Here is a 23,387-nt window from a genome sequence, read left to right on the forward strand (position 1 = left end):
CGAAGACACTATGGCGGCGGCGCCAGCCCGCGCCCCGGCCGATTTCAAGATTGAGCGCGAAGCGCACAAGCTGGAAAAGCGCCTGTGCCGCGAGGTCGGCAAGGCCATCGTGCAATACAACATGATCGAGGAAGGCGACAAGGTCATGGTCTGCATGTCGGGCGGCAAAGACAGCTATGCCCTGCTCGACATTCTCATCAAGCTCAAGGCGCGCGCGCCCATCCACTTCGACCTGGTGGCGGTCAACCTCGACCAGAAGCAGCCGGGGTTTCCAGAGCATGTGCTGCCCGACTATTTGAAGAGCACGGGCGTGCCCTTCCACATCGAGAACGAAGACACCTACAGCATCGTCAAGCGACTGATCCCCGAGGGCAAGACCACCTGCAGCCTGTGCAGCCGCCTGCGCCGCGGCATTTTGTACCGCGTGGCCGACGAGCTGGGCGCAACCAAAATTGCCCTGGGCCACCACCGCGACGACATCCTGCAGACGCTGCTGCTCAACATGTTCTTTGGCGGCAAGCTCAAAAGCATGCCGCCCAAGCTGGTCAGCGATGACGGCAAGCACGTCGTCATTCGCCCGCTGGCGTTCGTGAGCGAGAAAGACACGACGCGCTGGGCCGCGCAGCGCAATTTCCCCATCATTCCCTGCAACCTCTGCGGCAGCCAGGAAAACCTGCAGCGCAAACAGGTGGGCGAGATGCTGCGCGAATGGGAAAAGAAGTTTCCGGGCCGCGTGGAGAGCATGTTCAGTGCACTGCAAAACGTGGTGCCCAGCCACCTGCTCGACGGTGCGCTGTACGATTTCAAGGGCGCCCAGGCCACTGGCGTTGCCAGCGAAGACGGCGACAAGGCCTTTGACCAGGAAGAATTCCCCACCCCGCCCGGTCTACCAGGCCTGCAGGTGGTGCGCCTCTCCTGACACTGGCACAGTAAGGCACCCACACCGCTATCCCTACAGACAGGAGACACGCCATGGTTTCACGCTGGTTTCAGATGCTGGTGCTGGGCCTGGCCGCCGTGCTGGCGGCGGGCTGCGCCACGGTGCGCGAGGTGGACAGCCAGGTGCAAAGCTGGTCCACCCTGCGTGCGCTGCCTGTGCCCCCCACCTACCGGCTGGAAAAGCTTCCATCGCAGCAATCGACCGACAAGGCTTTTGCCTCCATCGAGGCACTGGCGCACCAGGCATTGCAGCGCGCCGGCTTGCAGCGTGACGATGCCGCCGCGCGCCTGGCGGTGCAAGTCAGCGTGCGCGCCAGCCAGGCCCTGCCCGACTGGCCCCACTACCCGCCCCTGTGGGGCTGGGGCCCCGGTTGGGGCGGGCGTTACCCCTTGCGCGCCGGGATGATGCTGCGCGAAATGCCGCCCACGCTGCAGCGCCGCGAAGCCAGCCTGGTGCTGCGTGACACCGCCACGCAGCAGGTGGTGTATGAAAGCTCGGCCCTTTTCGAAGAAGTGTGGACGGACGACCCCGCCATTTTTGGCGTGCTGTTCGACGCCGCCCTGAGCGGCTTCCCGCAGCCGCCCGGTGGACCGCGCCAGGTGCGCTTGCCCCTTGTGCCACCGGCCCGCTGAAATGCAAGCCACCCGCATCATTGCCGTGCGCCACGGCGAAACCGCCTGGAACGTGGACACCCGCATCCAGGGGCACCTGGACATTCCCCTCAACAGCACCGGCCAGTGGCAGGCGCGCCGGCTGGCACGCGCGCTGGCCGTCGAGCCGCCCAGCATCATCTACGCCAGCGACCTGCAGCGCGCCCATGCCACCGGCCAGGCCGTGGCTGATGCCACCGGCGCGCCCCTGGTGGTCGAACCTGGCCTGCGCGAGCGCAGCTTTGGCCAACTGGAAGGGCGCACCTTCGCCGAGATCGAAACCGAGCTGCCCGAGCAGGCGCGCCGCTGGCGCCAGCGCGACCCGCACTTTGCCCCCGAGGGCGGCGAAACGCTGACCGCGCTGCGCGAACGCATCCAGGCCACCACGCACCGCCTGGCAGCGCAGCACAGCGGCGGGCTGATCGTGCTGGTAGCGCATGGCGGCGTGCTCGACGTGCTCTACCGCCTGGCCACAGGCCAGGAGCTGCAGGCACCGCGCACCTGGCAACTGACCAACACCGCCATCAACCGCCTGCTCTGGACACCCGACGGCCTGACCCTGGTCGGCTGGGCCGACACTTTGCACCTGAACGCAGCCTCCCGCGATGAAACCTCTGCCTGAAGCGCTGCGCGCCAGCATGGGCCTGCGCGTAGACCAGATCGACACGCCCGCACTGGTGATCGACCTCGACGCCATGGAGCGCAACATCACCCGCATGGCCGACTTTGCGCGCAAGCACCAGGTGCGCTGGCGCCCGCACGCCAAGGCACACAAGTGCGCCGAACTGGCCCTGTGGCTGCAGCGCGCCGGTGCCACGGGCGCCTGCGTGCAAAAAACGGCGGAGGCCGAAGCGCTGGCCGCCGCGGGCGTGCACGACATCACCATCACCAACCAGGTGATTGCCCTGCCCAAACTGATGCGCGTGGCCCGCCTGGCCGAGCGCTTGCAGGCCCAGGGCGGGCAACTGACGCTGGCGGTGGACAGCGCCGACGGCATCCACCGCCTGGCCGAAGCCATGGCCCAGGCAGCGCCCAACGCCCATGTTGGGGTGCTGGTGGAAATCGACGTGGGCCAGGGGCGCTGCGGCGTACCACCCGGCGAACCCGCACGGGCCCTGGCCCACACGGTGGCGCGCCAGCCACGGTTGCACTTTGCCGGCCTGCACGCCTACCACGGGGGCGCCCAGCACCTGCGCAGCGCCGCCGGGCGCCGCGACGCCATTGCCGCCGCGGTACAGGCGGCACGCCACACGCGCGACCTCATCGTGGCCTCGGGCCTGGCGGTGCCGCTGGTCACAGGCGCGGGCACCGGCACGCTGGTGCACGAAGCTGCCAGCGGCTTGTATGGCGAGTTGCAGGCTGGCTCCTTTTTGTTCATGGACGAAAGCTATGCGCAAAACGAGCGCGAACCCGCGCAACCAGGCTTCGAGCACGCGCTGTTCATCAAAACCCAGGTGATCTCACGCCAGGGCGACCGCGCCGTGTGCGACGCCGGTCACAAGAGCCACGCCATCGACTCGGGCATGCCCCGCGTGGCGCTGCTGCCGCCCGAGCGAGCGCTGCGCTATAGCAATGGGGGCGACGAGCACGGGCTGCTGACCACCGAAGGCCCCAAGGCGCTGCTGCCTGCCATCGGGCGCATGCTGTGGCTGATACCCGGGCACTGCGACCCTACGGTGAATCTGCACGACTACATGATCGGGGTGCGCGGCGGGCTGGAGCATGGCACGGTCGAGCGCATCTTCCGCGTGGACGCCCGGGGCGCATTGACCTGAGTGCTTCGGTGCCGGGGCCGTTTTTTCCTTCTACTGGAACCACCTTGCCATGCCTCTTGTCGCTGCACCCTTTTCTCACGGTCTGCGCGGTTTTGCCGCCGTGCAAAGCGTCCTTCTGCTGGCCGGTCTGGTGACCCTGGGCGTGCAGGCCTCCAGCGCACCACCCCTGCACAGCACCCTGTGGGCGGTCACGCTGCTGGCGTCCGCATGGGCGCTGTGGGCGGCACTGCGCAGGCGCATCGGCTGCCTGCAGGCGCTGATGGTGCAGGCCGGGGCGCTGGCCACGGCCACCAGCGCCATGGGACTGCTGCACTGGCATTGGCTGTTCAAACCACTGACCATGGTGATTGCTATTATTTTTGTAGCTTATAGCGCTCACCAGATAAGCGTTAGAGGCCAATTTCTCTCAAATTCCTGGGGGCTGCTGGTGGCGGCGTTGGTGGGTTCGCTGGCGGGCGACGCCTTTCTCATGGTGGAGGGTTTCTTCATCCCCGGGTTGGTGAGTTTTCTGCTGGCGCACTTGGCCTATATCGCCCTGTTCAAACAGGGCGTGCCCTGGTTTTCCCACCGCGGCGCGCTGGTGGCCACCGTGGGCGTGGGCGCCGCAATGTATCTGTTCCTCTGGCAAGGGGGCCTGCCGCCGGCGTTGCGCGTGCCGGTGGCGGTGTATGTGCTGGTGATTGCCCTCATGGCGGCGCAGGCCCTGGGCCGGGCCCGCGCGCTGGGAGACCGTGCAGCGCACCAGGTCGCGCTGGGGGCCTGCATTTTCATGCTGAGCGATGCGCTGCTGGCCACCAACCGCTTTGTACTGCCGCTGCCCCTGGCCCAGGTGGGCGTACTGGTCACCTATTACGCCGCCCAGGCCTTCATCGTGCATGGCACGGTGCGCGGTTTGCTGGCGGGGCGCCAGAGCGTTTGAACGCTTGACTCAGCCAGCGTCGGCCTGCTGGGCCGGATGGGCCGCTTGAAAGGGAGCCAAACTGTCGCAGTGCGCCGCAATGCGCTGCACGGTGGGATACGGTGCCATGTCCACCTGGAAACGCTGCGCATTGAACACCTGCGGCACCAGGCAGCAATCGGCCAGCGTAGGGTTGTCGCCATGGCAGAACATTCCGGTCTGCGGGCTGTGTGCGAGTTGCTGCTCAATGGCCTCCAACCCCAGGGCCATCCAGTGGTGTATCCAGGCAGTGCGCTGTGCATCGCTGGCCTCGAGCGGGCCCGTGAGGTAGTTGAGCACGCGCAGGTTGTTCAGCGGATGGATGTCACAGGCCACCGCCAGCGCCAGCGCCCGCACGCGCGCCCGGTCCAGCGCGGCCAGTGGCAGCAGCGGGGATTGCGGGTGCCTCTCTTCCAAGTATTCCAGAATGGCCAGCGATTGCGTGAGCGTAGCGCCATCGTCCTGCAGGGCGGGCACCAATCCGGCGGGGTTCACGGCACGGTAGGCGCTCTGGTGCTGTTCGCCACCCTCGCGCAGCAGGTGCACCGGCACAGAGTCGTACGCCAGCCCCTTGAGGGCCAGCGCAATGCGCACGCGGTAGGCCGCCGAACTGCGAAAGTAGGTGTAGAGCCGGAGCATGGCCACAACCCCCTTCAGACCGGGGCCTGTACGCGGCGCACGGTTTGGTCGATGGCGCCAAAGATGCTCTGACCGCTGGCGTCGAGCATCTCGATGTGCACGCGGTCGCCAAAGTGCAGGAAAGGCGTGGCGGGCGCGCCGCCCTCGATGGCTTCGTACATGCGCACCTCGGCCAGGCAGCAGTAGCCCACGCCGCCATTGGCAATGCTCGAGCCATGCAGACCGCCCTGCTTGTTCGATACCGTGCCCGAGCCGACGATGGAGCCCGCCGCCATGGCGCGGGTCTTGGTCGCATGCGCTACCAGTTGCGCAAAGCTGAAAGTCATATCCTCCCCCGCGTTGGGACAGCCGAAGGGCTGGCCGTTGAGCGCGACCCGCAGCGGCAGGTGCAGCTTGGCGTCTTGCCAGGCGTTGCCCAGCTCGTCGGGCGTGACGGCCACGGGTGAGAAGCTGCTGGCAGGTTTGGACAGGAAGAAGCCGAAGCCCTTGGCCAGCTCGGTCGGAATCAGGTTGCGCAGAGACACGTCATTGACCAGCATCACCAGCCGAATGGCCTGGCCGCACTGCGCCACACTGGCCCCCATGGGCAGGTCTCCCATGACGACGGCGACCTCGGCCTCCAGGTCAATGCCCCAGTCCTCGGTAAGTGCGTCAATGGGATCGCGCGGGCCGACAAACGAGTCCGATCCGCCCTGGTACATCAGCGGGTCGGTCCAGAAGGACGGCGGCACCTCGCTGCCCCGGGCCTTGCGCACCAGCTCCACATGGTTGAGATAGGCCGAACCGTCGGCCCACTGGTACGCGCGCGGCAGGGGGGAATGGCATTGCGCCGGGTCAAACGGCTGGGCCCCTGCGGCGTTCCCGGCGTTCAGGGTGTCAGAGACCGCCTGCAACAGCGGTGCGCAGCGGTCCCAGTCGTCCAGCGCGGCCTGCAGCGTGGGCGCCACCTGGGGTACGGCGACGCATTGGGAAAGATCGCGGCGCACGACGACGAGCGTGCCGTCGCGGCCTCCAGCTTTAAGGGTGGCGAGTTTCATGGTGCAAACCTTGGAAAAATCAGGGAGCTGAAACCGTGCACGCCAACATGCAGCAGCCCAACCAGCAGGTGCACAGCACCCTGCCGGTTCAGGCGCGCAGCGCGCGGGCTGGTTTAGCGGGGTTGATTCCGTTTCCAAATCATTCGTGTCTAGGCGCGAAGCCTACGATCAGTGCTGCAGCACGGCAAGGCGAAGCAACAACGACACGGATGGTTTAGAAATGGAATTACTTGGCAGCGAGCTGGTCGGTTACTTCCTTGTAGAGACCCTCACCCACGCTGGGGATGAACATCTTCCACACGGGCTGCACCTTCTCGCGCATGCGGGCGTGCTCGGCTTCGGTCACGTCATTGACGATCAGACCCTTGGCGGCCATGGCCGCCTGGGCCGACTTCTCTTGCTCACGCGCCACGCCACGCTGGAAAGCACGCGCCTCGATGGCGGCGTCCTTCAGGATCTTGCGGTCGCCTTCGCTCAGCTTGTCCCAGAACTTCTTCGACACCAGCGGAATGAAGGCGCCGTAGCTGTGGCGGGTGAGCGAGAGGTACTTCTGCACTTCGCCCAGCTTGAGCGCGGCGATCACGGCGGTAGGGGTGCCCTGGCCATCGACGGTGCGCGTCTCCAGCGCGGTGTAGAGCTCGGGCACAGCCAGCGGCACCGGATTGGCGCCCAGCGCCTTCACCGTTTCCTGCGAAATCTTGGCCTGCACCGCGCGGAATTTCAGGCCTGCGAAATCTTCTACCTTGTTGATCGGGTGCTTGCTGTTGGTGGCATTGAAGAAACCGTTTTCCCAGTACGCCAGGCCGATCAGGCCCTTCTCGGGCAGCATGGCCAGGAGCTTGTCGCCCACCGGGCCATCGAGTACCTTCTCGGCCTGCTGCACATTGGCAAACAGGAACGGGAAGTCGAGGATTTCGTATTCCTTGACCATGCCGGTCAGGGTGGTGGTTTGCGGCACGGTAAATTCAATGGTGCCGCCCTGCAGCGCCGAGGTGACCTGCACGTCGTTGCCCAGTGCTCCGGCGTAAAAACCCTTGATCTTGATCTTGCCGCCGCTCTTGGCGTCCACCAGTTCAATGAACTTGGCCACACCCTGGCCTTGGTGCGATTTTTCAGGCAGCGTGACAGCGAACTTGGCCGTCACCTGGGCCACCGCGGTCAATGGGGCCACCACCGCAAAGCTGCCGGCAAGCGTCAGAGCCATCAGTTGGGAAAGGGCTTTCATGGGGTTGTCTCCTGGGTTGAAAAAGGGAAAGAACACAAAGAATCAGCGCCACCAGCTGGCGGGCACCATGACCAGCGCTGGCCAGAGCACCAACGCCACCAACACGGCCAGCTCGGCCATCAGGAAGGGCAAAACCCCGCGCGCCGCCTGGCCCAGCGTCACCTTGCCAATCGAGCTGACGACGTTGAGCACCACGCCCACGGGCGGCGTGATCATGCCGAGCGAGCAGTTGATGATGAAGATGACGCCGAAGTACACCGGGTCGATACCGGCCTGCTGCACGATGGGCAAGAAGACCGGCGTAAAGATGAGCACGATGGGAATGAAGTCGAGCACCATGCCGGCAAGGAACACCACCGCCATCATTGCCGCAGTGAGTGCAAGTGGATGCTCACTCAATCCGCCGAGCCAGCCGCCCACCTGGCCGGGCACATCGGCAATAGTGATCATGTAAGACGCCACCATGGCCAGAGCAGCGAGCAACAGCACCACGGCCGTGGTGCGCGCCGTCACCAGCAAGCAGTGGTACATGGCGGCCATCGTGAGTTCGCGGTAAATCACCGCACCGACAAACAGCGCGTAGACAGCCGCCACCACAGCCGCCTCGGTCGGTGTGAAGATACCGAATTTCAGGCCACCGATGATGATCACCGGCAGCATCAACGCCCAGAAGCCTTTGCCCAGCAGCGCGAGGCGCTCTTTCCAGGGTTTGCGCGGCGCCACCAGCACGCTCGTGCGGCGCGACACCAGCCACCAGGCGACGACGAGCGCGCCGCCCATCATCACGCCCGGCACGATGCCCGCGAGAAAAAGCCGCGTGATCGACACATTGGCCACCACGCCAAAGAGCAGGAAACCAATGGACGGCGGAATGACCGGCGCAATGATGCCGCCCGCCGCCATCAGCCCGCAGGCGCGCGCCGGGTCGTAGCCGGCCTGGCGCATCATGGGCACCAGGATGGCGGCGAGTGCGGCGGTATCTGCCACGGCCGAGCCCGAGAGACTGGCGAGCAGGATGGCGGCAAAAATCGCCACGTAGCCCAGCCCGCCGCGCAAGTGGCCGACGAAGGCACCGGCCATTTCGACGATGCGACGCGACAGCCCGCCGGCGTTCATGAATTCACCGGCCAGGATGAAGAAGGGCACGGCCATGAGCACGAAGTTATCGGCCCCGCCGATCGCGTTCTGCACCACGATTTGCGAATCGAACTGGCCCATCTGGAACATGACGGCCACGCCCGAAAGCAGCAGCGCAAAGGCAATCGGCATGCCCAATGCGATGAGCGACAGCAGCGCTCCCAAGAAGATGGCGGCGCTCACCGTGGCTCTCCCTTCTTATCACTGGCGGCTACCTCGGGCATCTTCTCGAGAATGCGATCGCCCAGGTCTTTGGTCAGTGCCGGGCTGCCAGTGCTGCGCAGCGTTTGCCAGATGTTGTTGGCGATGGCCAGCGCCATGCCGCCGCCAAACACGATCGCCACGCCATACAGCCAGCCGTAGGAAATACCGAGCACCGGGTAGCTGTTGCCCAGGTTGATCTGCATCTGCTTCCAGCCGCCCACCAGGAACATGCCGCACGCCCACAACATCAGGCTGCCCGTGAGCACCACCAGGAGTTTGCGTCCGGCCAGCGGCAGGCGCTCCACCAGTGCATCAAAACCGATGTGCGCACGCTGCACCGACGCCAGGATGGCGCCCAAAAAAATCAGCCAGACAAAGAGCAGGCGCGAGAGTTCTTCGGACACCGCAATGCCCGAATCGAAGGCGTAGCGCAGCACCACGTTGCCAAACACCAGCACCGCCATCACCGCCAGGCAGGCGACGATGACGATCTCCAGTGCACGCACGCAGGCGCGCCCAAAGCGTTGGGCCATGGTTGGGTCCTTTTCGGTGCTGCGTCGGGGGGAGGGGCAGTTACTTGGCGTAGCTGCCGTCGTGCATCCAGGCGGCGTGCTTGGGTGCTTTCTTGGTCTGTGCCCATTCGTTGAGCATGTCCCACTTCACATCGTCGAGCTTCTTCATCATCTCCGGCGTGCCGGTGTTCACGGCCAGCTCCAGGCGGTGGCCGCTGGGGTCGCGGAAGTAGATGGACTTGAAGATGGTGTGCTCCGTCGGGCCAATCACCTCGATGCCATCGGCCTCCATGCGCGCCTTGGCCTCCATCATCTCTTCCATGCTGCCCACTTCCATGGCCAGGTGCTGCGTCCAGGTGGGCGTATTGCGGTCGCGGTCCATCGGCGGCTTGGTCGGCAGCTCGAAGAATGCCAGGATATTGCCGCCCCCGGCATCCAGGAAGATATGCATGTAGGGATCGGGCTCTTTGGTCGAAGGTACTTCGTCTTCGGCAATCGCGAGGATGAAATCCATGTTCAGGTACTTGGCGTACCACTCCACGGTTTGCTTGGCGTCGATGCAGCGATAAGCCACATGGTGAAACTTCTTGATCTTCATGCCTTGTCTCCAGTCGGTGAACCAGTGCCTGAACCAGATTCCGCCGCAGCGGCAGCACGGACACTGCGTGCTGCGGGGCGGTTCGCCAGCCGCGCCTGGGCTGTCTGGCGATGTTTGCCATTAAAAGCCTTTGCCATCTATCATTCAAACGGTATTAATTGATCTACTCATAAGATTTCCCAATGAATGTCAGCTTGCGCCAGTTGCGCGCCTTGGTGGCGCTGGCCCGCACGGGCAGTTTTACCCAGGCGGCGGGTTCCTTGCACATCACGCAATCGGCGCTCAGCGGCCTGATCAAAGAACTGGAGTTGGGACTGGGCGTGCGCCTGGTGGACCGCAACACCCGCAGCATCAGCCTCACCGAGGTGGGTCGCAGCTTTGTGCCCCTGGTGGAAAAAACCCTGCAGGACCTCGATGGAGCCCTGGCCAGCATTGACGATCTCAAAGCCTTGCGCAAAGGCATGGTGCGCATCGCCGCGCCCCAGTTGATGGCTTGCACCCTGCTGCCCGATGTGATTGCAGCCTACCGCGCCGAGCACCCTGGCGTGCAGGTGCGCCTGACCGACTGCGCCGTCGAGAACGTGCTGATGCGTGTGGCCGCTGGCGAAGTGGATTTCGGCATTGGCCCCGAACGTGCCACCAGCGCAGACATCACCGCCCAGCCACTGTTCGAGATGCCCTTCATGGTGGTTTTCCCCCAGGGCCACGCACTGGAAGCCCTGCCGCGTATCTGCTGGAGCGATGTAGTGCAGCACCCCTTCATTGCGCTGCAGGGCCAGTTCACCGAACGCCTGGCGCTCGATCTGCATGTGGCACTGCAAAAATTGACGCTGCAGCCGAGCAACGAGGTGGCCTTCATGACCACGGCACTGAGCATGGTCAGCGCGCGGCTGGGCATCACCGCCTGCCTGCCCTACGCCACGTCACTGGTGCGGCTGTACCAGTTGCAGATGCGCCCCTTGCACGAGCCCGAACTGCGGCGCACTTTCCAGGTCTATGTGCGCAGCAATACCTCGCCCTCGCCTGCCGTGGAAAAGTTCATGGAATTTCTGTTCGCTTACGTTGCCTCTCACGGCTGGAACGCACCGCAAAAGCAAGCCGATTAGGGAGCTGCCACCACCGTCGCCTGGCTGCCAATGCGTGCCTGCAGCGAGACGGTTTCACCAATCATGATCAGCGCCGGCGGGCACACCTGGTGTGCCACGCCCAAGGCCGGCAGGCTTTGCAGCGTGCCGATGATGCTGCGCTGGTCGGGCAGGGTGGCGCGTTCGATCAACGCTGCGGGCGTACCGGGCGGCAAACCATGCTCGATGAGCTTGGCGCAGATGAGCGGCAAGGTACCCACACCCATGTAGATCACGACGGTCTGCCGGGGCCGTGCCAGCGCGGCCCAGTCCAGGGCGACACTGCGCTCCTCGCCTTCGCCCTGCAAATGGCCGGTGGCAAACACCAGCATGCCTGCATGGTCGCGGTGGGTGAGCGGAATACCCGTAGCAGCCGCAGCACCTTGTGCGGCACTGATGCCGGGCACGGTTTCACAGGCGATGCCTACGGCGGCCAGGGCCTGGGCTTCTTCGCCGCCACGGCCAAAAATATAGGGGTCGCCCCCCTTGAGGCGCACCAGCGACCGGCCCGCCTGTGCCAGTCGCACCATGAGGTCGATGATGCCTTCTTGCGGAAGGCTGTGGTTACTGCTTTGCTTGCCTACATAGATCAGCTCTGCGCTGGCGGGTACGTGCTGCAGCACATCCTTGGACACCAGGTGGTCGTACAGCACCAGGCTGGCACTGGCCAGTACCCGTGCGGCCTTGAGCGTCAACAGCTCTGCATCGCCCGGCCCGGCGCCGACCAGCGTCACGCGGCCCCAGGCGGAGCGGGGCACGGGGGCCAATGCGACGGACGGTGCGTCCGCACCGCGCGGGACGGTACTGTGGACTGGGGGGTGGGGAAAATCCATCAAAACTCCGGAACAAAAAGGCAGACTGTAGGTGGGGCCATTGTCAAAAGCCCTTGCCCAAGTGTCCTTGATGCACATCAAGGACGCATCCGGCCAATGCGGTGAACATCCCTCCATGGTGCCACTATTGTCCCTCCACCCCTTCCGCCTGCACGGCCCCGCTCCCCGCAAACGCAGCGCACTGTGGAAGCCGCTGCTGGGTCTGGCGCTGCTGGCTGCCAGTAGTGCCCAGGCGCAGGCACCCGCCCCTGATGCCGCCCGCCAGGGCGCACTGGTGCGCATGGTGCGCCAGGACTGCGGTTCGTGCCATGGCCTGTACCTGACCGGCGGCCTGGGCCCGGCCCTGACCCGTGCTGCGCTGGCAGACAAGCCACTCGAATTTCTGGCTGCCACCATTTACGGTGGACGCCCCGGTACGCCCATGGCCCCCTGGAAGGCCATGCTGAGCGAGGCGGATGCCCTGTGGATCGCCGGGCAATTGCTCGCCGGTTTCCCTGAACCCTCGAAAGCCCCCCAATGAAACGCCGCGACTGCCTTGCCCTGATGGGCGCATCTTCTTTGCTCGCCGGCTGCGCCGGTCTGCCTGCCGCCACCGGTACGGGCGACCTGGGCGTGGTCGTTGCCCGCGCCACGGGAACGCTGGCCATCGTCAACACCAGTGAACGCAAGGTGCTGGCCGAGGTACAAGGGCTGGGCGACCTCTCGCACGCCTCGGTGGTGTTCTCTCGCGACGGCCGTTACGCCTATGTGTTTGGGCGCGACGGCGCACTCACCAAGGTGGATCTGCTCACCCGCCGCACCGTTGGCCGTGTGATGCAGGCGGGCAATTCGATTGGCGGCGCCATCAGCGCCGACGGCAGCATGGTCGTAGCGCAAAACTACACCCCGGGCGGTATCAAGGCGTTTGATGCCGCAACGCTGACTCTGTTGGCAGACATTCCGGCCGAATATGCACCGGGCAAGCTCTCGCGCGTGGTCGGCCTGGTGGACCTGCCAGGGCGCCGCTTTGCCTACAGCCTGTTCGATGCCGACGAGATCTGGATCAGTGACCTGTCTACCCCCGCGCAGCCGCGCACCACGCGGCTGCGCAACATCGGCCACCAGCCGTACGACGCGCTCGTCACCCCCAATGGCCGCCACTACATCGCCGGGCTGTTTGGCGAAGACGGCCTCGCCATGGTGGACCTGTGGGAGGAAAAGCCCCAGGTGCGCCGCATCCTGGGCGGCTACGGCCGGGGCCAGGAGCCGCTGCCGGTCTACAAGATGCCGCACCTGCGCGGCTGGGCCGTGGCCGGGCGCCGCGCCTACCTGCCCGCCATCGGCCGCCACGAGGTGCTGGTGGTGGACACCGACACCTGGCAGGAGGTGGGCCGCATCCCGGTGGCGGGCCAGCCCGTGTTCGTAATGGCGCGGCCCGACGGCCGCCAGGTGTGGGTGAACTTCTCGGTGCCCGACTACCACCGTGTGCAGGTCATCGACACCACCACGCAAAAAATCGTGCGCACCTTGGAACCCGGCAAGGCCGTGCTGCACATGGAGTTCACGCCGCGCGGCGAATCGGTGTGGATCAGCTCGCGCGACGACCACCGCGTCAGCGTGATCGACACGCAGACCTTCGCCACCCAGGCGACCATGACCATCGATTCGCCCAGCGGCATCTTCTTCACGTCGCGCGCCGCGCGGCTGGGCTTTTGACATGCAAGCCCACGCGGCACAGCGCCTCGCGCTGCTCAACCCCTGGCAGCGCGGCTTTCCGCTGGTGCGCGAGCCTTTTGCGCACATCGGCGCCACGCTGAATCTCTCCGCTGTGGAGGTACTGGACAGCTACGCCCGGCTGCAGAAAGAAGGCGCCCTGAGCCGCATCGGCGGCGTGTTCGCGGGCAATGCTGGCGGCGCCGCCCTGCTGGCCGCCATGGCCGTGCCGCCCGAGCGGCTGGACGCTGTGGCAGCCCTCGTTTCCAGCCACCCAGGCGTCAACCACAACTACCAGCGCGAGCACCGCAACAACCTGTGGTTCGTGATGACGGGGCACGACGATGCCGCTGTGCACAGCGCCATGGCATCGCTCGAAGAAGCCACGGAATTGAGCGCCTTGCAACTGCGCATGCAACGCGCTTACCGCATTGACCTGGGTTTCGATCTGCGCGAACGCACCGCCCCGGCGCCCATGGCGGCCGCCCCCGAAGCCACGCCAGTGGCCGAGGCCGACCGCCCGCTGGCGGCCTTGTTGGAAGCCGGGGTACCGCTGGTGCCGCGCCCCTTCGACGATTGGGCGCAGGCGCTGGGCCGAACGCCCGCCTCGGTGCTGGCGACGCTGCAGCAATGGCTGGACCAGGGCACGCTGCGGCGCATCGGCGCCATCGTGCGCCACCACGAACTGGGCTTTGACGCCAACGCCATGACGGTGTTCGATATTCCCGACGCCGCAGTGGACCGGTGCGGCGAGGCCCTGGCGCGCGAAACCGGCGTGACGCTGGCCTACCGACGCGAGCGCGCCGAGGGCTGGCCCTACAACCTGTACTGCATGGTGCATGGCCGCGACCGTGCGGCGGTGCTGGAGGTGATCGCACGCGCGATGGGCAACGCAGGCCTGGCGCACTATCCGCACGAGGTGCTGTTCTCCTGCCGCCGCTTCAAGCAGACCGGCCCCCGGCGCTTCCGCGCCCTGCCCACCGCCACGGCACCGGACGCCGCCCTACCGGAGGTGCTTGATGCTGTCGCCGGATGATGCCCGCCTGCTCGAGCGCCTGCACGGCGACCTGCCGCTGACCGAGCGGCCCTTCGCCGATGTGGCGTTTGAGTTCGGCTGGACCGAGGACTACGTGATCGGTCGGCTCTCGGCCCTGCTGGACAGCGGCATGCTCACGCGCTTCGGTCCGCTGTTCCAGATCGAGCGCGCGGGCGGCCTGTTCGTGCTGGCCGCCATGGCCGTCCCCGAGGAGCGCTACGAGGCCGTCACGGCCCAGGTCAACGCCCACCCCGAGATCGCGCACAACTACCGGCGCGACCATGCGCTCAACATGTGGTTCGTGCTCGGCACCGAAACCCCGGCGCAGTGTGCCGCCGCCATTGAACGCATCGAGGCCGAAACGGGCCTCCCCGTGCTGGACTTCCCGAAGGAGCGCGAGTTCTTCGTCGAACTCAAGCTCCCCCTCACGAGCGGAGTGCAGCATGGCGCTTGACGATTTCGACCGCCAGCTGATCGCCGCCACCCAGGGCGGCCTGCCGCTGGTGCCGCGCCCCTACGACGCCGTGGGGCAACAGCTCGGCGTCTCGGGCCAGCAGGTGCGCGAGCGCCTGGCGCAGATGATCGAGAGCGGACTCATCCGCCGCATCGGCGCCGTACCCAACCACTACCGCCTGGGCTTCACGGCCAACGGCATGAGCGTCTGGGACGTGGACGACGCGCTGGTGGACCAGCTCGGCGAACGCATCGGCCAGCTGCCCGGCGTGAGCCACTGCTACCGCCGCCCGCGCCACCTGCCCAAGGCATCGCCGGGCCGCTCCCAAGATGCCGAGTCCCCCTCGGGAGGAGACGGTGTGCAAAGCACACCGACAGGGGGCATTTACTGGCCATACAACCTTTTCGCCATGCTGCATGGCCGCACGCGCGCCGAAGTCGAACAGCAGGCCGAGCAGGTGCGTGCACTCCTGGGCGCGGCCTGCACGGGCCACGACATTCTTTACTCCACCGCGATCCTGAAAAAAACCGGATTGCGACTCAAGGAAAGCTGAACCATGTTCCGCATCAGCCAATACATGCGCGAGCTCGCGCAAGCCGAAAAAACCGGCCAGTACCCGCAGGCCGTGCACGCACGCCGGGGCAGCGGCGGTGCCCCCGGCCCGGTCGTTATTTGGAACCTGATCCGCCGCTGCAACCTGACCTGCAAGCACTGCTACGCGCTCTCAGCCGACCACGACTACGAGGGCGAGTTGTCCACGCAGGAGGTGTTTGGCGTGATGGACGACCTCAAGGGCTACCGTGTGCCGGTGCTCATCCTCTCGGGCGGCGAGCCTTTGATGCGGCCCGACATCTTCGAGATCGCCGAGCGCGCCAAGGCGATGAAGTTCTACACGGGCCTGTCGACCAACGGCACGCTGATCGACGAAGCCATGGCCAACCGCATCGCCGCCATGGGCTTCGACTACGTGGGCATCAGCCTCGATGGACTGCGCGAGACACACGACCATTTCCGCCGCCTCGATGGCGCGTTCGACCGCAGCCTGGCTGCTGTGCGCTACCTGCACCAGCGCGGCGTGAAGGTGGGCCTGCGCTTCACCATGACGGCCATGAACGCGCACGACTTCCCGGCGCTGCTCGACCTGATGCGCCAGGAGGCCGTGGACAAGTTCTATTTTTCGCACCTCAACTACGCCGGGCGCGGCAACATCCACCGCGGCAAGGACGCGCAGTTCCAGGCCACGCGCGACGCGCTCGACCTGCTGTTCGAGCGCGCCTGGCAGTCCGCTCTGGAGGGCCGCGAGGAAGACTACGTGACCGGCAACAACGACGCCGACGGCCCCTATCTGATTCAGTGGGTGCGCGAGCGCATGCCGCAGTGGGAGGCGCCGCTGCGCGAACGCCTCATCGCCTGGGGCGGCAACTCCAGCGGCGTGAACGTGGCCAACATCGACAACCTGGGCAGCGTGCACCCCGACACCATGTGGTGGCACCACGACCTGGGCAATGTGCGCCAGCGGCCCTTCTCGGCCATCTGGCCCGACACCTCCGAGCCGCTGATGGCCGGCCTCAAGGCGCACCCGCGCCCCGTGGGCGGGCGCTGCGCGCAGTGCCACTACTTTGACGTATGCGGCGGGAACACCCGCGTGCGCGCCCAGCAGCTTACGGGCGACGCCTGGGCCGAGGACCCCGGCTGCTACCTGCGCGACGACGAGATCGGGCTGGAGGCCGGCAGCGATGCACAGCGCGTGACCCTCACGCCCTTTGGCCACCGCCGCCGCACCATCGACATCCGTGTGGAGGCTGAAAATGCGTAAGGCCCTGCACCACTGGATAGCGACCGCCGCCCGCATGGCCCTGGGCGCCGGGCTGCTGTGGATGGGCGCGGACATGGCCCAAGCCCAGGCGCCTGCCACCACCGCGCCCGTGGACGCCGCTGCGCTCTACGCCATGCACTGCGCCAGCTGCCATGGCACGCAGCGCACCGGTGGCATGGGCCCGGCGCTGTTGCCTGAGAGCCTGGAGCGGCTGCGCAAGCCCGAGGCCCTGCGCGTGATCCAGCAAGGCCGCCCGGCCACGCAAATGCCGGGCTTTGCCGACACCCTGTCCGCCGCCGAAGTGACGGCCCTGGCCGCCTGGGTGTACCAACCCGTGACCCCGGCCCCGGCCTGGAGCGACAACGACATTCGCGCCTCGCGCACCGAGACCGCAGGCGCGCGCGATCTTCCGGCCCGGCCGGCCTGGAAGGCCGACCCGATGAACATCTTTCTGGTGGTGGAGGGCGGCGACCACCATGTCTCGGTGCTCGACGGCGACCGCTTCGAGGTCATCCACCGCTTTGCCAGCCGCTACGCGCTGCACGGCGGCCCCAAATTCACGCCCGACGGGCGCTTTGTGTTTTTTGGCTCGCGCGACGGCTGGATCACCAAGTACGACCTGTGGAACCTTACCGTGGTGGCCGAGGTGCGCGCCGGGCTGAACATGCGCAACGTGGCCGTCAGCGGCGACGGGCGCTGGGTCATGGCGGCCAACTATCTGCCGCGCACCGCCGTACTGTTCGACGCGGACCTGCAGCTCGTCAAGCGCTTCGACGCCACCACGCTCGATGGCAAGAGCGCCTCGCGCGTCTCGGCGGTGTACGACGCAGCGCCGCGCCACAGTTTTGTGCTGGCGCTCAAGGACATCCCCGAGGTCTGGGAAATCTCCTACGACCCCAAGGCCGGCCCGATTTACGACGGTCTGGTGCACGACTACAAGATGGGCGAGGCCATCGCCAAAACAGGCTACCAGAACGTGCGCCGCACACCGCTGGACGAGCCGCTGGACGACTTCTTCTTCGACCAGAGCTACAAAAACGTGCTCGGCTCCACGCGCCCCAAGCCGGGTGCGGCCGGGGGCGCGCCCACGGCGCAGGTTGTCAACCTGGACGTGCGCCGCAAGATCGCCGAGCTGCCGATTGCAGGCATGCCGCACCTGGGCTCGGGCATCACGTTTGCGTGGAACGGCACCACCGTGCTGGCCAGCCCCAACCTGAAGGACGGCGCCATCGACGTGATCGACATGAAGACCTGGAAAACCGTCAAGACCATTCCCACGCCCGGCCCCGGTTTCTTTATCCGCAGCCACGAGAACACGCCCTATGCCTGGGCAGATTCGATGATGGATCCCAAGTCCAAAGACACGCTGACGCTGATCGACAAGAAAACTTTGGCGCCCGTTGCGAGCCTGCGCGAACCTGGCCGCACGCTGGCGCACACCGAATTCACCAAGGATGGCCGCTATGCCCTGGTGAGTGTGTGGGAGGGCGACGGCGCGATCATCGTGTTCGACGCGCAAACGCTCAAAGAGGTCAAGCGCCTGCCCATGAACAAGCCTGTGGGCAAATACAACGTGTGGAACAAGATCACCCGCTCGGAAGGCACGTCGCACTGAGCATTTTGCCGGGGCTTCGTCCGGCCGCTCAGAATTTCAATAAAACAGGCTCTAAGGCCCGTCCATCAAGCGTTAGCAGCTATCTATTCAGGAATTCAAACGACCCACGCAGGCAGTGACCGGTCGTTCAGTGAAGACCCGCACACCAGCTTCTGACCGATAACGTTTCGTGCGCGGGCGGTCGGCAGCTTGCGGGGCCGCGCATGGCTTTCAACATTCCAGCGTTTGCTTGCACCACGGTGATACTCTGCTTGAAGCGCTCATGCTTTTTGCCGCCACGCCTGCAAGCCGAGAACCCGCCCGGCCGCGACGATTGCTGCTCCGCAACGGATAAAGATGGCCCCGCAATTCTTCAAAGCCCAGTTCGCACTTTTCCTGCGCAGTCGTCGCGCGCTACGGCATTTCCGGCGGCGCCTGATGCTCGAGTCGCTGGAGACGCACGGCCAAGCCGTGCCGGCGCCACCCGGGTTGTCGTCCTCGCTACGCCAGGCCAGCGAGGACGACGCTGCCACGCTGTTGGCCCGCATGGGCAGCCGCGACACCGGTCTCACACAGGACGAAGCCGAAACCATCCGCGCGCGCGGGGCCCAACGAGGTCGAACATGAAAAGCCCCTGCCCGCCTGGCTGCATCTGTGGCACTGCTACCAGAACCCGTTCAACCTGCTACTGACAGCGCTGGCCCTGATCTCCTGGCTCACCGATGACATGAAGGCCACGGTGGTGATCGGCAGCATGGTGATGCTGTCCACGCTGATGCGCTTTGTGCAAGAGGGTCGCTCGCACCGCGCGGCCGAGCGGCTCAAGGCCCTGGTCAGCAACACCGCCACCGTGCTGCGCCGCAGCGACGACGACCGCGCAGGCAGCACCAGCGCACAGCACGAGATACCCATCACCCAGCTGGTACCGGGCGACCTGATTGTGCTGTCGGCCGGCGACATGATTCCGGCCGACTGCCGTGTACTGGCATCCAAGGACCTGTTCGCCAGCCAGGCCGCCATGACGGGCGAGTCGCTGCCTGTCGAGAAACATGCCACTGCAGCCGCTGCGGCCACCCCCGAGGACGGCGTGCTGGACGCCGCCAACCTGGTGTTCATGGGTACCAATATCGTCTCGGGGGCGGCAACAGCGTTGGTGCTGGCCACCGGCAACAACACCTACTTTGGCACCATCGCCACGCGCGTCTCCGCCACCGACCGCGCGCCCACGGCTTTCCAGGCGGGGGTCAACAGCGTCAGCTGGATACTGATCCGTTTCGCGTTGGTCATGGTGCCCATCGTTTTTCTCATCAACGGTTACACCAAGGGCGACTGGGCCGAGGCCTTTTTGTTTGCGCTCTCGGTGGCCGTGGGCCTGACACCCGAGATGCTGCCGATGATCGTCACCTCGACCCTGGCCAAGGGCGCCGTGCTGCTGTCACGCAAGAAGGTGGTGGTCAAGCGACTCGACGCGATCCAGAATTTTGGCGCCATGGATGTGCTATGCACCGACAAGACCGGCACGCTGACGCAGGACAAGATCGTGCTCGAACGCCACACCAATGTGTTTGGTTCCCCGTCCGACGAAGTGCTCAAGTTCGCCTTCCTCAACAGCCACTACCAGACCGGGCTGAAGAACCTTCTGGACCGCGCCGTGCTCGACCATGTGGAGCTGCAGACCGAGTTGCGCCTGGCGCAGGACTACCGCAAGGTCGATGAGATTCCATTCGACTTCGAGCGGCGGCGCATGTCGGTCGTGGTGTCTGAGCGCGAGCACCACCACGAGCTGATCTGCAAGGGTGCCGTCGAGGAGATGCTGGCCATCTGCACCCATATCCAGGACGCCGACGGCCAGGTGCAGCCACTGGACGCAGCCATGCTGGCGCGCGTGCAGGAGGTGACCGGTGCGCTCAACCATGAGGGCCTGCGCGTGGTGGCCGTGGCGATGAAAGAGGTGCCGCCGCACAAGAGCGTGTACAGCATTGCCGACGAGTCCGACCTGGTCCTGGCCGGCTACATCGCTTTCCTCGATCCACCCAAGGAATCGGCCGCCCCCGCCCTGCGGGCGCTGGCCGCACACGGTGTGGCCGTGAAGGTGCTGACCGGCGACAACGATCGGGTGGCCGCCAAGGTCTGCCGCGATGTGGGTTTGAACGTCGATAGCGTGGTGCTGGGCGCGCAGATCGAAGACCTGGACGAACCTGGCCTGCACCTGCTGGTGGAGCAGCACCACCTGTTTGCCAAGCTCACGCCGCTGCACAAGGAGCGCATCGTGCGCGCGCTGCGCGCCAACGGCCACATCGTCGGCTTCATGGGCGACGGCATCAACGACGCGCCCGCGCTGCGCGCCGCCGACATCGGCATCAGCGTGGACAGCGCGGTCGACATCGCCAAGGAAGCGGCCGACATCATCCTGCTGGAGAAAAGCCTGATGGTGCTGAACGAGGGCGTGGTGGAAGGGCGCAAGACCTTCAGCAACATGCTCAAGTACATCCGCATGACGGCCAGCTCGAACTTCGGCAACGTGTTCTCGGTGCTGGTGGCCAGTGCGTTCCTGCCCTTTTTGCCCATGCTGCCGCTGCAGTTGCTGGTGCAGAACCTGCTGTACGACATCTCGCAGATTGCCATTCCCTTCGACAACGTCGATGATGAGCTGGTGCGCCAGCCGCTGCGCTGGAACCCGCAGGACCTGGGGCGCTTCATGGTGTTCTTCGGGCCGATCAGCTCGGTGTTCGACATCCTCACCTTCGCGCTGATGTGGTGGGTGTTCCAGGCCCAGACGCAGGCGCAGCAAACGCTGTTCCAGTCGGGCTGGTTCGTCGTCGGGTTGCTCACACAGACGCTGATCGTGCACATGATCCGCACACCCAAACTGCCCTTCATCCAGAGCCGCGCCGCCTGGCCGCTGCTGGGCATGACGCTGGCGGTGATGGCCGCGGGCGTCTTTCTGCCCATGGGGCCGCTGGCCGAATACTTCAAGCTGCAGGCGCTGCCGCTGCCTTTCTTTGGTTGGCTGGTCGCCATCTTGCTGGGCTATGCGGTGCTGGCGACGGCACTCAAGCGCATTTACATCCGCCGCTTTGGCTGGCAATGAGGCGCGGCGCGCAAAGTAAATATTTACTCAAATTAGCCTCTAACGCTTATGCAGCAAGCGCTGTTAGCTCACTTTTTTGATTTCCATTCAAGCAACCGTTGACGGGTGCAACGCTGGAGGAACGCTGGGGACAGGCTCCACGCCCTCGGCAATGGTTTCGTCGCGCGCGATCTTGCCGTCTACCAGTTCCACCAACCGGTCGCAGCGCGCCGCCAGACGCGGGTCGTGCGTGACCACGATGAAGGTGGTGCCGCGCTCTTCATGGATACGGCGCAGCAGCGCAAACACCTCGGCCGACGATGCGGTATCGAGGTTGCCGGTGGGCTCGTCGGCCAGCACCAGCGGCGGATTGAGCACCAGGGCACGGGCAATCGCAACGCGCTGCTGCATGCCGCCCGAGAGTTCTCCTGGCCGCTTGTCCATGGCATGGGCCAGGCCCACGGCGTCCAGCAAGCTGCGAGCACGCTCACGCTGCTCTTTGCTCACCCGACCCTCTCCCATCAGCGCAGGCAGCGTCACATTCTCCAGTGCCGAGAAAGCCGGGAGCAGGTGGTGGAACTGGAACACGAAGCCCAGCGTATGCCGCCGCAACAAGGTCAACTCTGCATCCTGCAGGTTTTGCACTGCTGTGCCCTGCAAGTGGTACTCGCCTGCGGTGGCGGGCTCCAGCAGGCCCAGGATGTTCAGCAGCGTGCTCTTGCCGGACCCCGAGGGGCCCATCAACGCAATAAATTCACCCACCGCCACCTGCAAGTCCAGCCCGTGCAGCACCTCGGCTTCGCTCGGACGGCCGATGTTGTAGCTCTTCTTGATGCCGGAGAGCGCAATCAGCGCATCGGTTTTGGACGGCGCGGCCATGCGGGCTCTCAGATACGGATGGCCTGCGCCGGGTCCAGCCGGGAGGCGCTGCGTGCGGGGGCAATGGCGGCCACCACGCCGCACACGGTGGCAATCACTGCAACCTGCAGCGCCGTGCCAAGCGGCAGGCCAATGGAAAACAGCGGCAAACCGTCGGACCCACGCACAAAACGGGTGAAGACGAAGATGAGCGCCACGGCGAGCAGCAACCCCAGCAGAGAGCCGACTGCGCCTACCACGGCGCCCTGCACCAGAAACACCCGCATGACCTGTCCGCGGGTTGCGCCCATGGCACGCAGGATGCCGATTTCACGGCGCTTTTGCACGACGGAAACCACCAGCACGCTGGCGATGCCCAACACCACCACGGCCAGCACCACGCCGCGGATGATGCTGGTACTGATGGACTGGGCGTTGAGCGCAGAGACAAGCTGGGCATTGCTCTCCTGCCAGCTCTCGATCTTGTAGGGGAACTGTGCGCGCAGATTGCGCGCCATCACCTGCGCCACCCAAACGTCGCCCAGCGTCAGGTCGAGGCTGGTGGCGCCGCCGGGCAGCGCCAGCAGGTTTTGCCCGGCGCGCAGCGGCACGATGACGGTGCGGCGGTTCAAGTCCTTCACGCCCAGGTCCACCAAGGCGGTGACGCGCAGCGACTCGCTGCGCTGACCGGTCTGCACCGTGAGCCGGTCGCCCACACGCACGCCCAAGTCCTGCGCCAGCTCGCGGCCCAGGATGGACTCGCCCGGCTCCAGCCGGGCCGTGCCGCTCACCACCTTGCTGCGCAGGCCCACGACGCGGTCATAGCGGTCCAGGTCTACGCCCATGAGCGCAATGGCCTGCACCGCTTCGCCACGCAGCGCCAACCCCGCGCCCGAGACCATGGGCGAAACCCCGGCCACATTGGGCAGGTTCTCAAGGAGCGGTACCAGCGCCTGCCAGTTGGCGACCGAGCGCAGGCGCTGGGCACGCGGCTGGGTTTCGCTGAGCACCGTGGTCCCCGCTGGCGCCAAAGCAGCGGGCAAGACCAGATCGTCGGGGGCCTTGAGCGTGATGTGCGCCTGCGCGCCCAGCGTCTTGGCCAGGGTGTTGGACTGCAGGCCATTGATCAGCGCCGAGATATAGGCAATCACCGCCACACCCGCGGCCACGCCCACAATGATCAGCACCGTCTGCATGCGGCCCTCGCGCAGAAAGCGCAGCGCTACGCGGAGCTCGAAACCGGGCCAGCGCAGCAT

General features: G+C 65.8%; 22 protein-coding genes and 1 pseudogene. 14 read left to right on the forward strand and 9 right to left on the reverse strand.

What is annotated here, in order from left to right; translation table 11 throughout:
* Positions 1–10 precede the first annotated feature (10 nt).
* Genes ttcA through C8D04_RS12100 form a run of 5 tightly spaced genes read left to right on the forward strand, consistent with a single transcriptional unit; the run spans position 11 to position 4,284 of the window.
* The gene (gene ttcA / locus C8D04_RS12080; protein ID WP_116006168.1) at positions 11–919 is read left to right on the forward strand and encodes a tRNA 2-thiocytidine(32) synthetase TtcA; all 909 of its coding nucleotides are present in this window, start codon (positions 11–13) and stop codon (positions 917–919) included.
* Between the two features lie 53 nt (positions 920–972).
* On the forward strand, positions 973–1,572 hold the full coding sequence (locus C8D04_RS12085; RefSeq protein WP_116005072.1) for a DUF4136 domain-containing protein: 600 nt from the start codon (positions 973–975) through the stop codon (positions 1,570–1,572).
* A gap of 1 nt (position 1,573) precedes the next feature.
* The gene (locus C8D04_RS12090; protein WP_116005073.1) at positions 1,574–2,212 is read left to right on the forward strand and encodes a histidine phosphatase family protein; all 639 of its coding nucleotides are present in this window, start codon (positions 1,574–1,576) and stop codon (positions 2,210–2,212) included.
* Positions 2,196–3,365: a DSD1 family PLP-dependent enzyme gene (locus C8D04_RS12095; RefSeq protein ID WP_116005074.1), complete on the forward strand. Its 1,170-nt coding sequence runs from the start codon at positions 2,196–2,198 to the stop codon at positions 3,363–3,365. Before C8D04_RS12090 ends, C8D04_RS12095 begins: the two co-directional genes overlap by 17 nt.
* 49 nt (positions 3,366–3,414) lie before the next feature.
* Positions 3,415–4,284, forward strand: a complete 870-nt coding sequence (locus tag C8D04_RS12100; protein ID WP_116005075.1) for a lysoplasmalogenase — start codon at positions 3,415–3,417, stop codon at positions 4,282–4,284.
* Between the two features lie 9 nt (positions 4,285–4,293).
* On the opposite strand, the gene maiA is transcribed toward C8D04_RS12100, so the two are convergent.
* From maiA to C8D04_RS12130, 6 genes are all read right to left on the reverse strand, one after another.
* Complete coding sequence (gene maiA / locus C8D04_RS12105; protein ID WP_116005076.1) at positions 4,294–4,941, reverse strand: maleylacetoacetate isomerase; 648 nt, start codon at positions 4,939–4,941, stop codon at positions 4,294–4,296.
* Positions 4,942–4,955: 14 nt separating this feature from the next.
* Complete coding sequence (locus tag C8D04_RS12110; RefSeq protein ID WP_116005077.1) at positions 4,956–5,978, reverse strand: fumarylacetoacetate hydrolase family protein; 1,023 nt, start codon at positions 5,976–5,978, stop codon at positions 4,956–4,958.
* A 226-nt stretch (positions 5,979–6,204) separates the two neighbouring features.
* Positions 6,205–7,203: a TRAP transporter substrate-binding protein gene (locus C8D04_RS12115; protein ID WP_116005078.1), complete on the reverse strand. Its 999-nt coding sequence runs from the start codon at positions 7,201–7,203 to the stop codon at positions 6,205–6,207.
* Positions 7,204–7,245: 42 nt separating this feature from the next.
* Positions 7,246–8,523 (reverse strand): TRAP transporter large permease subunit, encoded by a 1,278-nt coding sequence (locus C8D04_RS12120; RefSeq protein WP_116005079.1) that lies wholly within the window; start codon positions 8,521–8,523, stop codon positions 7,246–7,248.
* Entirely contained in the window at positions 8,520–9,077 is a 558-nt protein-coding gene (locus tag C8D04_RS12125; RefSeq protein ID WP_116005080.1) for a TRAP transporter small permease, read from the reverse strand. The genes C8D04_RS12120 and C8D04_RS12125 overlap by 4 nt, the downstream gene beginning before the upstream one ends.
* 40 nt (positions 9,078–9,117) lie before the next feature.
* Complete coding sequence (locus tag C8D04_RS12130) at positions 9,118–9,654, reverse strand: VOC family protein (RefSeq protein WP_116005081.1); 537 nt, start codon at positions 9,652–9,654, stop codon at positions 9,118–9,120.
* Positions 9,655–9,836: 182 nt separating this feature from the next.
* Here C8D04_RS12130 and C8D04_RS12135 point away from each other — a divergent pair, with 182 nt between their 5' ends.
* Positions 9,837–10,760 carry a LysR family transcriptional regulator gene (locus tag C8D04_RS12135; RefSeq protein WP_116005082.1) on the forward strand — a complete coding sequence of 308 codons (924 nt, stop codon included), beginning with the start codon at positions 9,837–9,839 and terminating at the stop codon, positions 10,758–10,760.
* Here the strand turns inward: C8D04_RS12135 and cobA are convergent.
* Positions 10,757–11,611: a uroporphyrinogen-III C-methyltransferase gene (gene cobA / locus C8D04_RS12140; protein WP_116005083.1), complete on the reverse strand. Its 855-nt coding sequence runs from the start codon at positions 11,609–11,611 to the stop codon at positions 10,757–10,759. The two genes, C8D04_RS12135 and cobA, sit on opposite strands and share 4 nt — an antisense overlap.
* Before the next feature lie 115 nt (positions 11,612–11,726).
* On the opposite strand from cobA, the gene C8D04_RS12145 reads away from it, so the two are divergent.
* The 8 genes and pseudogenes from C8D04_RS12145 to mgtA all read left to right on the forward strand — a co-directional run bounded on the left by C8D04_RS12145 (position 11,727) and on the right by mgtA (position 21,294).
* On the forward strand, positions 11,727–12,131 hold the full coding sequence (locus C8D04_RS12145) for a cytochrome c (RefSeq protein WP_116006169.1): 405 nt from the start codon (positions 11,727–11,729) through the stop codon (positions 12,129–12,131).
* Positions 12,128–13,306, forward strand: a complete 1,179-nt coding sequence (locus C8D04_RS12150; RefSeq protein ID WP_116005084.1) for a cytochrome D1 domain-containing protein — start codon at positions 12,128–12,130, stop codon at positions 13,304–13,306. The genes C8D04_RS12145 and C8D04_RS12150 overlap by 4 nt, the downstream gene beginning before the upstream one ends.
* A 1-nt stretch (position 13,307) precedes the next feature.
* Positions 13,308–14,339, forward strand: coding sequence for an Lrp/AsnC family transcriptional regulator (locus tag C8D04_RS12155; RefSeq protein WP_116005085.1), 1,032 nt, complete (start codon positions 13,308–13,310; stop codon positions 14,337–14,339).
* Entirely contained in the window at positions 14,323–14,793 is a 471-nt protein-coding gene (locus C8D04_RS12160) for an Lrp/AsnC family transcriptional regulator (RefSeq protein WP_116005086.1), read from the forward strand. The genes C8D04_RS12155 and C8D04_RS12160 overlap by 17 nt, the downstream gene beginning before the upstream one ends.
* Complete coding sequence (locus tag C8D04_RS12165; protein ID WP_116005087.1) at positions 14,783–15,346, forward strand: AsnC family transcriptional regulator; 564 nt, start codon at positions 14,783–14,785, stop codon at positions 15,344–15,346. Before C8D04_RS12160 ends, C8D04_RS12165 begins: the two co-directional genes overlap by 11 nt.
* Before the next feature lie 3 nt (positions 15,347–15,349).
* Positions 15,350–16,609, forward strand: a complete 1,260-nt coding sequence (nirJ, locus tag C8D04_RS12170; protein WP_116005088.1) for a heme d1 biosynthesis radical SAM protein NirJ — start codon at positions 15,350–15,352, stop codon at positions 16,607–16,609.
* Positions 16,610–16,670: 61 nt separating this feature from the next.
* On the forward strand, positions 16,671–18,224 hold the full coding sequence (locus C8D04_RS12175) for a nitrite reductase (RefSeq protein WP_233521258.1): 1,554 nt from the start codon (positions 16,671–16,673) through the stop codon (positions 18,222–18,224).
* Between the two features lie 336 nt (positions 18,225–18,560).
* Positions 18,561–21,294 (forward strand): annotated as a pseudogene (mgtA, locus tag C8D04_RS12185) (magnesium-translocating P-type ATPase).
* A gap of 87 nt (positions 21,295–21,381) precedes the next feature.
* Here the strand turns inward: mgtA and C8D04_RS12190 are convergent.
* Positions 21,382–22,152 carry an ABC transporter ATP-binding protein gene (locus tag C8D04_RS12190; protein WP_116005092.1) on the reverse strand — a complete coding sequence of 257 codons (771 nt, stop codon included), beginning with the start codon at positions 22,150–22,152 and terminating at the stop codon, positions 21,382–21,384.
* An 8-nt stretch (positions 22,153–22,160) separates the two neighbouring features.
* The gene (locus C8D04_RS12195; protein ID WP_116005093.1) at positions 22,161–23,387 is read right to left on the reverse strand and encodes an FtsX-like permease family protein; all 1,227 of its coding nucleotides are present in this window, start codon (positions 23,385–23,387) and stop codon (positions 22,161–22,163) included.

The sequence above is a fragment of the Simplicispira sp. 125 genome (assembly GCF_003096555.1).
In the GTDB taxonomy this organism is placed as follows: Bacteria; Pseudomonadota; Gammaproteobacteria; order Burkholderiales; family Burkholderiaceae_C; genus Simplicispira.

What these genes read in the sequence shown, in the direction of transcription:
- ttcA (WP_116006168.1), top strand. Translation starts at nt 11, where the DNA reads ATGGCGGCGGCGCCAGCCCGCGCCCCGGCCGATTTCAAGATTGAGCGC.
- C8D04_RS12085 (WP_116005072.1), top strand. Translation starts at nt 973, where the DNA reads ATGGTTTCACGCTGGTTTCAGATGCTGGTGCTGGGCCTGGCCGCCGTG.
- C8D04_RS12090 (WP_116005073.1), top strand. Translation starts at nt 1,574, where the DNA reads ATGCAAGCCACCCGCATCATTGCCGTGCGCCACGGCGAAACCGCCTGG.
- C8D04_RS12095 (WP_116005074.1), top strand. Translation starts at nt 2,196, where the DNA reads ATGAAACCTCTGCCTGAAGCGCTGCGCGCCAGCATGGGCCTGCGCGTA.
- C8D04_RS12100 (WP_116005075.1), top strand. Translation starts at nt 3,415, where the DNA reads ATGCCTCTTGTCGCTGCACCCTTTTCTCACGGTCTGCGCGGTTTTGCC.
- maiA (WP_116005076.1), bottom strand. Translation starts at nt 4,941, where the DNA reads ATGCTCCGGCTCTACACCTACTTTCGCAGTTCGGCGGCCTACCGCGTG.
- C8D04_RS12110 (WP_116005077.1), bottom strand. Translation starts at nt 5,978, where the DNA reads ATGAAACTCGCCACCCTTAAAGCTGGAGGCCGCGACGGCACGCTCGTC.
- C8D04_RS12115 (WP_116005078.1), bottom strand. Translation starts at nt 7,203, where the DNA reads ATGAAAGCCCTTTCCCAACTGATGGCTCTGACGCTTGCCGGCAGCTTT.
- C8D04_RS12125 (WP_116005080.1), bottom strand. Translation starts at nt 9,077, where the DNA reads ATGGCCCAACGCTTTGGGCGCGCCTGCGTGCGTGCACTGGAGATCGTC.
- C8D04_RS12130 (WP_116005081.1), bottom strand. Translation starts at nt 9,654, where the DNA reads ATGAAGATCAAGAAGTTTCACCATGTGGCTTATCGCTGCATCGACGCC.
- C8D04_RS12135 (WP_116005082.1), top strand. Translation starts at nt 9,837, where the DNA reads ATGAATGTCAGCTTGCGCCAGTTGCGCGCCTTGGTGGCGCTGGCCCGC.
- cobA (WP_116005083.1), bottom strand. Translation starts at nt 11,611, where the DNA reads ATGGATTTTCCCCACCCCCCAGTCCACAGTACCGTCCCGCGCGGTGCG.
- C8D04_RS12145 (WP_116006169.1), top strand. Translation starts at nt 11,727, where the DNA reads ATGGTGCCACTATTGTCCCTCCACCCCTTCCGCCTGCACGGCCCCGCT.
- C8D04_RS12150 (WP_116005084.1), top strand. Translation starts at nt 12,128, where the DNA reads ATGAAACGCCGCGACTGCCTTGCCCTGATGGGCGCATCTTCTTTGCTC.
- C8D04_RS12155 (WP_116005085.1), top strand. Translation starts at nt 13,308, where the DNA reads ATGCAAGCCCACGCGGCACAGCGCCTCGCGCTGCTCAACCCCTGGCAG.
- C8D04_RS12160 (WP_116005086.1), top strand. Translation starts at nt 14,323, where the DNA reads ATGCTGTCGCCGGATGATGCCCGCCTGCTCGAGCGCCTGCACGGCGAC.
- C8D04_RS12165 (WP_116005087.1), top strand. Translation starts at nt 14,783, where the DNA reads ATGGCGCTTGACGATTTCGACCGCCAGCTGATCGCCGCCACCCAGGGC.
- nirJ (WP_116005088.1), top strand. Translation starts at nt 15,350, where the DNA reads ATGTTCCGCATCAGCCAATACATGCGCGAGCTCGCGCAAGCCGAAAAA.
- C8D04_RS12175 (WP_233521258.1), top strand. Translation starts at nt 16,671, where the DNA reads ATGGGCGCGGACATGGCCCAAGCCCAGGCGCCTGCCACCACCGCGCCC.
- C8D04_RS12190 (WP_116005092.1), bottom strand. Translation starts at nt 22,152, where the DNA reads ATGGCCGCGCCGTCCAAAACCGATGCGCTGATTGCGCTCTCCGGCATC.
- C8D04_RS12195 (WP_116005093.1), bottom strand. Translation starts at nt 23,387, where the DNA reads ATGCTGCGCTGGCCCGGTTTCGAGCTCCGCGTAGCGCTGCGCTTTCTG.